This is a genomic window from Acidobacteriota bacterium, from assembly GCA_016195325.1.
Lineage (GTDB): Bacteria > Acidobacteriota > Polarisedimenticolia > JACPZX01 > JACPZX01 > JACPZX01.
In genome coordinates this window covers 1-10499 of the sequence record JACPZX010000079.1, presented here as the reverse complement: position 1 = coordinate 10499, position 10499 = coordinate 1, and the positions used below count along the sequence as shown (strand labels likewise).

The 10499-nt window shown below is 70.7% G+C and carries 6 protein-coding genes; all 6 read left to right on the top strand.

All coding sequences use genetic code 11. From position 1 onward, the window contains the following. Window positions 1-113 precede the first annotated feature (113 nt). The gene (locus HY049_14975; protein MBI3450205.1) at window positions 114-1571 is read left to right on the top strand and encodes a TldD/PmbA family protein; all 1458 of its coding nucleotides are present in this window, start codon (window positions 114-116) and stop codon (window positions 1569-1571) included. After that, complete coding sequence (locus tag HY049_14970) at window positions 1568-2890, top strand: hypothetical protein (GenBank protein MBI3450204.1); 1323 nt, start codon at window positions 1568-1570, stop codon at window positions 2888-2890. The genes HY049_14975 and HY049_14970 overlap by 4 nt, the downstream gene beginning before the upstream one ends. Window positions 2891-2894: 4 nt before the next feature. Next, on the top strand, window positions 2895-3425 hold the full coding sequence (gene moaC / locus HY049_14965) for a cyclic pyranopterin monophosphate synthase MoaC (protein ID MBI3450203.1): 531 nt from the start codon (window positions 2895-2897) through the stop codon (window positions 3423-3425). Then, window positions 3422-5740 (top strand): HEAT repeat domain-containing protein, encoded by a 2319-nt coding sequence (locus HY049_14960; GenBank protein MBI3450202.1) that lies wholly within the window; start codon window positions 3422-3424, stop codon window positions 5738-5740. The genes moaC and HY049_14960 overlap by 4 nt, the downstream gene beginning before the upstream one ends. A 555-nt stretch (window positions 5741-6295) precedes the next feature. After that, on the top strand, window positions 6296-7957 hold the full coding sequence (locus HY049_14955) for a hypothetical protein (GenBank protein MBI3450201.1): 1662 nt from the start codon (window positions 6296-6298) through the stop codon (window positions 7955-7957). A gap of 301 nt (window positions 7958-8258) precedes the next feature. Further along, window positions 8259-10499 (top strand): hypothetical protein (locus HY049_14950; protein MBI3450200.1); only part of this gene is annotated, 2241 nt, incomplete at its 3' end.

The window sequence follows — 10499 nt, the reverse complement described above, 5'->3', positions numbered from 1 at the left end:
TGGTCTCCTCACTCGACGGGGATCGATCGCGGGCGCTTCACCCCGGAGCAGTCGCGCCTCATCGGAAGCCATCTCGGCATCGACGCGCGGGATCGTCTCCTGCTCGGCCTCGGATGAGGGATCTCGCCGAAGCGGCGCTCGATGCGGCGCGCGCCGCCGGCGCCGACTACGCGGAAGTGCGCATCGTCCGGCGCCGTGTCGAGGAGATTCGCGCGCGCGGCGAGAGCATCGCCCCGATCCAGCGCACGGAATCCGAAGGGTTGAGCGTTCGGTGCCTCGCCGGTGGGGCATGGGGGTTCGCGGCCGCCGGAGGCCCGGGCTCGCAATTGCTGGGCCGCATCGCGCAGGAGGCCTGCGCGGCGGCTCGCGAGAGCCGGAAACTGATGTCCGGCCCCGTCGAGCTGGCGCCCGAGCCGGCGCATCTCGACGCCTGGCAGACGCCCCTCACGAAGGACCCGTTCAAGGTTTCGACGGAGGCGAAGATCTCCCTCCTCCTCGCGGCGCACCAGGAGGCGCTCCGCGTTCCCGACACGACCTCGGTGACCTCGTTCCTCATCTCGTCCCTCGAGTCGGTCTACTTCGCCTCGACCGGCGGGTCGCGGCTCGACCAGGACTTCACGCGCGTCTGGCCGGGGCTCACCGTCGTCGCCGGCGACGCGCGGACGGGGGCCTTCGCCTCCCGCGACCTCGACGCGTCGGCGGCGCAGGCCGGCTTTGAGCATGCCGAGGAGGCGCTGCGGCCGGCCCGCGCGGCGCAGGCCGCCGAGGAGGCGGTCCAGACGCTCCGGGCGCCGGTCGTCGCCGAGGGGGCGATGGACCTCGTCCTCGATCCTTCGGCTCTATGGCCGGCGATCCTCCATACGATCGGGCCGTACATCGACCTCGACGTCGCCCTCGGTCGCGAGGATCCCTCGGACGGGACCGCGCTCGCGCGCCCCTCGGATCTCGGCTCGAAGGTGCTGGGCGGCGAGCGCCTGAACGTCACCGCCGACCGCACGATGCGCGGCGGGCTGGCGACGGCCGGCTACGACGACGAAGGAGTGCGCGCGGGGTCGTGGCCCCTGGTGCGCGGCGGCATCCTCGTGGGGTTCGCGACGACCCGCGAGCAGGCGCGGCAGATCGGCGAGCCCGCGTCGCGAGGCGCCGCCGCGGCGGACGGCTGGGGAAACGTCCCTCTCTCGCGCCTCCCCAACATCGCCGTGGAGCCCGCGGGGGATCCGGTCGGCGTCGAGGATTTGATCGCCGGGATCGGGCGCGGCCTCTACTGCGTGGGAACCCGGGGCTGGAGCGTCAGCTCGGGGCGCACCAGCTTCCAGATCGTCCCCGGATTCGTCCGGGCGATCGCCCGCGGCAAGCTCGGCGCGCCGGTGCGCGGCGCTGCCTGCCGCGCGGCGGCGATCCCGTTCTGGAAATCCATGGACGGCGTGGGTGGGGAGGCGACGTGGGGGGCTTCGGGGACGCTCCGGGACGTCAAGGGGGTTCCCCCCCAGGAGCGCGGCGCCAGCTTCGGATCCCCCGCGGCGCGGTTCCGGGCCGTGCCCATCGTGCCCGGCCTCCAGGGTGAGCCATGATCCCGACCCGCGAGGAGTCGCAGGCCCTCCTCGATGAGGTTCTCGCCCTCTCCCGTGGCGCGGAATGCCGCGTCGTCCTCCGGGCCGCGTCCCGCGCCCACCTGGACTTTTCCGCCTCGGCGCTGACCGGCGAGGGGAGGACGGAGGATCGCGAGATCACGATCGTCGGCACCGCGGAGCGGCGCAGGGCGGCGGTGACGTCGAACTCCCTCGACCCCGCGAGCCTCGCGCGCGCCGTGAGGGATTGTTTCGATCTCGCGGGCGCGGCGTCCCAGGATCCGGACCTCGGCCCCGAGGAGGGGGCGTCCCCCGTCACGCCGGTCGCCGCGTGGTTCAGCGACACGGCGGAGGCGGGCCCCGCCGTCCGCGCCGACGCGGCGCGCGCGGCGATCTCGGCGGCGAAGGGGGTCTCGGGGGGGGCGTGGGGGCGCGTCGAGACCGCCGAGTCGCTCCTCGCCGTGGCCACCTCGCGCGGCTTCTTCGCCTGTCATCGCGAGTCGCTCGCCCGGTTCGAGGCTCTCATCCGGAACGGGGACGGGACCGGGGTCGGCTGGGAGGGCCGCGAGGAGAACCGGATCTCGGCGCTGCATCCCCCGGACCTTTCCCTCGCCGCGGCCGAGTCGGCGCGATCGGCCGCGAGCCTCAGGGGATGCGATCCCGGCCCGCTCGCCGTCGTCCTCGGCCCCGATGCCGTCGCGGCGCTGATTCCGTTCGTCGTCCTCTCGCTCGACGCGCGCCTCGTCGAAGGCGGGCGGTCCTTCTTCTCGAGGCCCGGCGGGAGGGCCGCCCTCGGCGAGCCGGTCTTCGGCGCGAACGTGACGCTCGTGAGCGATCCCGCCGACACCATGCTCTCCTCAGCCCCGTTCAGCGAGGAGGGGATCCCGCGCTCCCGTCGTGTCTGGATCCGGGGCGGCGTGCTGCGTGAGCTGTCCGGGTCGGCGGTGTGGAGCCGCTCGCACGGGATGCAGCCCGCGGGGGGGGCGTCGACCGCGCTGCTGATCGGCGGGGCCGAGTCGCCGGAATCGCTGGTGGCGGGCGCGTCCCGAGGGCTCTTGATCCGCCGCCTCCACTACGTGAACATGGTGGAGATGAGCCGCCTCAGCTTGAGCGCCGTCACCCGGGACGGGACTTTTCTCGTCGAAAACGGCAAGGTGTCGCGGCCGGTGGCGAGCCTCAGGGTGGAGCTGAGCGTGCCCGGAATCCTCTCCTCCGTCGAGGCGTTCGGTGTGCCGCGGCGGGTGCTCGGCGACCCGGTGATGGCGATGCCCGCCCTGAGAGCCGGGCGCGGCGTGACGGTGACGGGATACGCGGGAGCCTGAGGGGATGGCGGTCGGGGGCAAGGGCGCGAAGCGGGCGGCGAAGGGCGGCCCCTCGCTCACGCACGTCGACTCGAAGGGCGAGGCCCGGATGGTCGACGTCTCGGGAAAACCCGAGACCGTGAGGGAGGCGGTGGCGCGGGGCGCGCTGAACGTGAGCCGCGACGCGTTCGACGCGGTCCGGGGGAACCGCGTCGCGAAGGGGGACGTGCTGACGGTCGCGCGCATCGCGGGGATCCAGGCGGCGAAGCAGACCTCGTCGCTCATCCCGCTGTGCCACCCGATCCCCCTCGACCACGTCGAGGTGAAGGCGACCCTCGACGCCGCCGGCTGCCGCATCGAGCTCGAGGCGACGGCGCGCACGCGATCCTCGACCGGCGTCGAGATGGAGGCTCTGACGGCCGTGACGGTGGCGGGGCTCGCGGCGTACGACATGATCAAGGCGATCGATCGAGGGGCGGTCCTGACGGAAGTGAGGCTGGTGTCGAAGTCCGGCGGCGCGCGCGGGCCGTACGCCCGGGCGGGCGAGCGAACATGAAGGCGATCGAGGGGGCCGAGCTCCGCATCGCGGCCAACGACTGGCTCAAGGAGCTGGCGCTCTCGCTCAAGAACGTCGGGCTCTACTCGGTCGACCACCCCCGCGCGAAGGAATCGATCGGGCGCTCGTACTCGAAGCTGAAGCCCCTCCTCGAAGGGCGCGCGTCGGTCACGCTCGCCCGCGCGGACGGCCGCCTGACGCTCGAGAGTCTCCCCGTCGATCGCGACCGGGTCGTGTCGGGGCAGGTCTACAGCGAGCTCACCGATCGGGGGGTGCAGACGCTGACGCTCGCCGCCGGCACCACGCAGGGGGAGTACGGGCAGCTCATCCGATCCCTTCTCCTCAAGGCGGACAAGGTGCACGAGCGCGGAGGGCTCGATCTCGTCCTCCTCGACGAGGGGGTCTCCTCGATCTCGGTGAACAAGGCCCGCGTGGGGAGGGTCCCCGAGACGATGGATCTGCTGACGGATCTGACCCTGATGGATCTTCTCGCGGGGCGGGGGCAGACGGAGGGGGGCGAGAGCCTCGACTCGCTGATGCAGAAAGACCCCGAAGGGCTCGCGCGCGCGCTGTCACAGGCGGCGGTGCGCCGGGACCGCAGCCCGGGCTCCACCAACGTCGACGCCCAGTCGGAGTCGGTCGCCGACTCCCTCGAGCGGATGGCCGAGCGCGTCCTCGAGGAGAAGCGGCGCGACCCCGCCGCCGTCCTCAAGGATCTCGGGCGCATCCTCGCCCACACCGCCCCCGAGCACCACGCGCGGATCATCCTCGACAAGACGGGCCCGAGGTCGCTGAGGCGCCACCTGACGAGCGCGGTCGAGAGCATGCCCGCCGACGCCCTGGCCGAGATGGTGAGCCACCAGCTCGAGGGGGACGGGGGGGGGGATCTCCAGCGCGTGCACGACCTCCTCGAGCGGACCTCGACGTGGCGGCAGGATCGGAGCGGCTCCCTCCAGGTCGTCGACGAGCGCCTCAGGATCCGGGGGATCACCGAGGAGGAGCGCAAGGACCTCGTCGATCACCTCATGTGGGCCGAGCTCGACGTCGCGCGGCGCCTCCATCTCCTGAACCAGCGCGACTACCTCTTCAAGGTGGACTTCCAGCGCGTGAAGGAGGTCCTCGTCAAGCTGTTCGCGACCGATCAGATCCGGGAGGCGACCGCCCTCATCCAGAAGTACGTGAGCGGCCTGCTCGTCGAGGACGCGCTGACGCGGCGGAAGGTCGCGGACAACGCGCGGTACATCCTCCAGCTCATCGAGAAGACCGGCAAGGGAGGGCCGATGCTCGGCCGGATCGCCGAGATGTTCCTCGCGCGGATCCACGACGAGCCCGACGCCGAGGTGCAGACCCGGCTCGCCGCGGGGATCGCCTTCCTCGCCGATCTGCGCCTGAGGAACGGTGAGCTCGGGGCGGTGCTCGAGCTGATGCGGCGCGCGGAGTCCTTCACCACCGCCGCCGACCCTCTGGTGCGCGAGCGGGGGGAGCGGCTCTCCGAGGCCCTCTCGCGCGTCGGCAACGAGAAGCTCTTCAAGGTGCTCACCGATCGCCATCTGCAGAGCGAGGACGGCGGCTCGCTGGACGCGGCCGAGATCCTGAAGCGAGGGGGCTCGCGCTCGGCGAACTACCTGATCGACCGCCTCGCCGAGGAGGACGATCGCGGGAACCGCTCGCGGCTGGTCGCTCTTCTCAAGGAGATGGGCCGGGGGTCGAGCGTCTCGTTCACCGAGAGGCTCAAGGACGCCCGGTGGTACCTCGTGCGCAACGTCGTGCACATCCTGGGGGAGATCGGCGACTCCGAGGTCGTGCCCGCGCTCCGGGGCATCGCGAAGCACGCCGATCCGCGCGTGCGGAAGGAGCTCGTGCGCACCCTCACGCGCCTCAGCTCGCCGGAGTGCGAATCGCTCGTCATCGCCTTCCTCGGCGACGCCGACCGGGGGGTCCAGGAGGCGGCGGTGAGCGCCCTCTCGGTCATGCGCGGCGAGCGCGCCCCCGGCATCGTCCTCGACATCCTGAAGCGGGTCAGCCCGTACGCCTCCCTCGACTCCGAGGTGCGCCAGGAGGCGATCGCCTCCGCCGGCAGGATGGGGCTCAAGGAGGCGACGCAGCCGCTCGTCGACATCCTCACGCGCAAGGCCTTCATCGGCTTCGCCGAATCGGCGAGCGTGAGGCTCGCCGCGGTCCAGGCGCTCGGCGCCGTCGGAGGGGATCTCGCGATGGAGGTGCTCCGGGCCGTCGCGCAGACCGAGAGCAAGCGCGAGATCCGCGACGCCGCGGTGGCCGTCCTCGCCGCGCACGGGCTCGAGACGCCCCAATAATCCCGTACCGATTACAGGAATTCTCTGAATTTTCCTACAGGAAACTTCTGGACCCACGTCCCGGATCGTGGTATATGAGGCGTCATCAGGAGTCTGTCCGGTCGGCGCGAGCCGGTCGGGATTTGTCGGAGCCGCCCGCCCGCCGGTGAGGAGGGCCGGCTCGTAAAGTCAACGCTCGCGACGCGTGGAGGGGGTCCACGACGCGCTCGCCCCGCACCCACCTGAGAAGTGTCCCTCAACGCGCTGGTGCCGCGCCGCGGGTCCGTGAATTTTCCCGCCCCCGCGCACGAATGCGGTGCGTGCAAATAAGCCCTTACAAAGTAAGAAGTTATGAGCGGCCCGTGTTCTTCGCTGGGGCGTTGAAGGGCGCTCGCGTTCTGACCATCCGGGGTTTCGCCATCCGCAGCCGCCCGGATCGGTTGGAGGAGTGGATGCACATGTGCGGTGACGGATGGCAGGAGGGACGTGAAGAGGCCAGCGGCCCTGATGGCGCTTCCGTATCGTCGACGAATCTGAACAGGAACATCCGACCCATCCCGGAATGAGGAGATCAAGATGAAGCAGCTCAGCTACTGTAGTCGCACCCTCGCGGTGCTCGTCGGGGTACTCGCTTTCGCCCTGGCGTCCCCCGCGTGGGCCGGAGTTGGAAGCGGCGCCCTGACGGTGGACAACGACGGCTGCGGCGGCAACGACGCCTGCGCGACCAAGCCGCAGCCCGTGAAGTGGGACGTCACACCTGGGAGCCCGATCCATATTCACATCGAGGCGACGGCCGGGACGTGCACGTCGGGCCCGAGAACGGGCCAGGCCTGCTCCGGCACGTCGGATTGCAGCCTCAACACCACCTGCAACCCGGGCACGCATCGATGCAAGGGAACCGAGTTCGCCTGCGCGAGCGACACCGACTGCGTCGTCCCGGGGACCTGCACCCCCGGATCGCTCGAGTGCACCGGCGCCACCACCGTCTGGGTCAAGGGCAAGCACGGCACCTGCCAGGCGAGCCAGGTCGGGAGCCAGGGCGACTGCGACACCGGTGAGGAGTGCGTCGCGGAGTCCACGGAGAGCGGAACGGTCTACACCTGCAAGTTCGCCATTCCCTACCCCGCCGTCTCGACGGGAAGCTCCATCGACGTCTGCGTCACCACCCCCGGCGACGGGTGCTTCACGGCGGCGGTCGCCTACTGCTCCATAGGCAACGAGGCGGCCGACAACACGCCCATGGGAACCGGGAGCCGCGCGGCGTCCGGAATCCGCTTCGTCAACTCCTGCGCCTCCGCCGGGACGTGCAGCGTCAGCGGCGCGGCCTGCCTCGGAACCTGCCCGATCGACGCCGGCAACTGCGACGGATTCGTTCCGCCGGACGTCATCGAGGACTGCGGCGAGCGGCCACCGCAGCCGTGCTCGAACGAGGTCGGATCGTTCTGCTGCGGCCTGACACAGGGCGCCTACGGCGCTCCGAACAGCATCGCGACGGCACCCTGCTCGGCAGGCACTCCGTCCAACTGCCCGTCCTCTCCCGCCACCGCGGGCGCCGGCTGCGGATTCATCGCCGCCGCCTGCTCGCAAGGTTGCAACATCTTTGCGGGAGATCCCGATGCGACGACCGCGGGGATCCATGGAACGCGCGCCGTCACCATCAACAACCTGGCGACGCTCCAGGCCTACCTGCCGATCGGCTCGACGGCGGGCTGCTTCAAGACTTCGGGTCCCAGCGCCGTCGGTGCCGACACCCACTACGGCACGCCGGGAGCGATACCCGATCTCAATCCGGCGCAGTCGGCCTCGCGAGGCGAGGGAGGCGGAGTTCTCGCAGGTCAGGCGATGGCCACGCGACTGAACGACTACCTCTCGAGCTGCTCGACCTTCGGCGGCAGCTCGGTGTTCACGGCGTCCGGCTTCAGCGGCTTCCAGATCCCGTCGAGCGGCGCGCTCGTGTGCACGAAGACCTCTGGGGGAGACAAGGTGCTCGGGACGGGCGACGACGTCTGCCGCGCCTTCCAGTACCCCGCCTGCACCTGGGGCCAGACGATCGGAAACGTTCTCGCGGCGACGAACGCCTTCCTCGCGTCCGGACCGACGTGCGCCGACGCGATTCTCGGGTGCTCGGCGACCGACCTGAACGCCGCGCTGACCAACGCGAACGAGGAGTTCGACAACTGCGGCGTCGTGATCGATTGCGGCGCGCAGACGACGGCCGGGACGTTCACCTGCCCGTAGGCGGATGACGTAGGCCAGGCTCTGACAGGCAGGGCGGGTTCTCACTCGCCCTGCCTTTCTTTTCTTTGGGGCGGACCAAGGGGGGCGAGCGGCTTGGACTCCAGCGCGAAGGGTGCGCGAGGGACGCCGCGGCCGAGGGGGTGCGCGGCCCCACCGAGGCCACGGAGCGATCCCCCGGCCCGCGGGATTCCGCTGGATCCGGAGTGAGCTTGCCGGCCTACTTCGCATCGCGCTCTGCATGGTGGCGTTTGCGGTCACCGCTCCGCCTGCGGCCGTCGCGGCGCAGGACCCTGCGTATGAAGTGACTTCGACCGGCGCCGGTTCCGCTGCGTCACCGACGGTCGCGTCTCATGAGGCGCGCAACCCAATCCAGAGGATTCACGCGTACTTCACCTCGCGAGGGGTCGCGATCCTCCCGGAGCCGACGCCCAGCCCTGGCTGGAAGTGGGGGCTCGCGATCCGGTCCATCGGGTACTCCGGGGAGATGGGCGATCCAGGGCGCGCCACGGTCTCCGCGAGCGCCAACCGGATCGAGCTGGACTGGGCGACGGTCCACGCCTGGTACGTCAACGACGATCGGGGGCTCGAGCACGCGTTCATTTTCGACGAGCCGCCGGAGGGGACTCTTCCCGAGGGTCCCGCGCCGGTGCAAATCGACTTCGCCATCGCGGGCAACCTCGCGCGCAAGATCTCGGACGACGGGAGGAGCGCCTACTTCCTTGCTCCCGGAGTTGAGGAGGTCCTTCACCTCGGGAGCCTGCTCGCGCTGGACGCGGAGGATCGGGATCTTCCGGCGCGCTTCGAGCTGGTCTTTCCACCGGAGTCGTCGGCGGCGGCGCTTCGACTCGTCGTCGAGGCGTCGGACGCCGTCTACCCGATTGCTCTCACCATGATGCTCACCTCGCCGATCGCGACGTCCAAGGGGCCGCCCGCGGGGACGCTCGCCTCGGAAACTGTGGTCGTCACGCCCGGTATCCAGGCTCTTTCGGGATTTCAGATCCAGTCGATTCCGTCGAACGACACCTGCGCGGGCGGTGAGGTCATCGCGCCGTCGGGACCCTTCCCGTACCTGACGGCGGTGACCGGCGACGTCACGGACGCGACGACGACGGGCGATCCGCCGGCCCCCTCGTGCCAGCCGGGATTCCCGTTGAGCCGCAGCATCTGGTACGCCTTCACGCCGACGACGACCGCGAGCTATACGATTTCCAGTTGCTCGGACGCGCCGACCGGCACGACGCTCGACGACCCGCTCATCGCCATCTACACCTCGACGGGGGGATGTGGCGGCCCGTTCACCCAGGTCGTCGGGGCGTGCGACGATGACTCCTGCACCGTCGGCGATTTCCAAGCCGTCGTCACGACGTCGCTCAACGCGGGGACGACGTACTACGTCGTCGTATGGCGCCTCGGCTCGACGGCGCCCCCGGCCGGCAACACCGCGGTGCAACTCCGGGTCACGCGGCGCACGCTCAATCCCCCCGCCAACGATCAGTGTTCGGGGGCCGAGGCGATCCCGAGCGCGGGGCCGTTCCCTTACCTGACGTCGGTCACCTCGAACATCACCGACGCGACGACGTTGGGCGATCCGCCGGCCCCGTCCTGCCAGAGCAGCGTCACGCGGAGCATCTGGTACAGCTTCACCCCGACCGTCAGCGGCGACTACTCGATCTCGAGCTGCGCTGACGCGCCGACCGGCACGACCGTCGACGACACCGTGGTGGCGGTCTACACCTCCTCGGGGGGGTGCGGCGGGCCGTTCACGCAGGTCCCGGGATCGTGCGATGACGACTCGTGCGCCACAGAGGCCCTGCAGGCGAGCTCGAGCGCCAACCTCGTGGCGGGTACCACCTATTACGTCGTCGTCTTCAAGGTGGGCGGGACGGACCCGACGGCCGGGAACACGGCGGTGCAGCTCCGCCTCAACTCCCAGCCCCCGCCGGCCAACGACACCTGTCTGGCCGCGACGTCGCTCGCGCTCGACACCCCCGTCACGGGAACGAACGCCCACGCCTTCGACGACTACGAGCTGTCCGGCGCGTCGTGTTTCACGGGGATCGGGCAGGTCTCCTCCGCGGCGGTGGGGCGCGACGCGGCCTATGCGTTCACCGCGCCGTTCGATGGAAGCTACTCGTTCCGCGTGACGAACTACGGCGCCACGTCGAACCTGGTCCACTACCTCTCGTCCACCTGCCCCTCGGGGGTCGCGCCGAACGTCGTGACGTCGTGCCTGGGAGCGGGGAATCGGACCTCAACCGGGAGCGCCGAGGAGGTGATCTGCGTCCCGCTCGCCGCGGGGCAGACGGTCTACCCGATCGTCGACGAGGGTTCGCTCACGGCAGGCAGCTCCTACAAGATCGAAGCCAATCGGTGCAACCGGGAGACCGAGCCGAACGGCACTCCCGCGACGGCGAGCGCCCTGACGTGCGGCCTCGAGGGGACGATCTCCCCGGCCGGGGACGCCGATTTCTTCTCGCTCGGCACGCCCGTGAGCGGCTCGCGCGTCTTCGCCCTCGCCGACGGGGTCGCGGCCAACTCCACG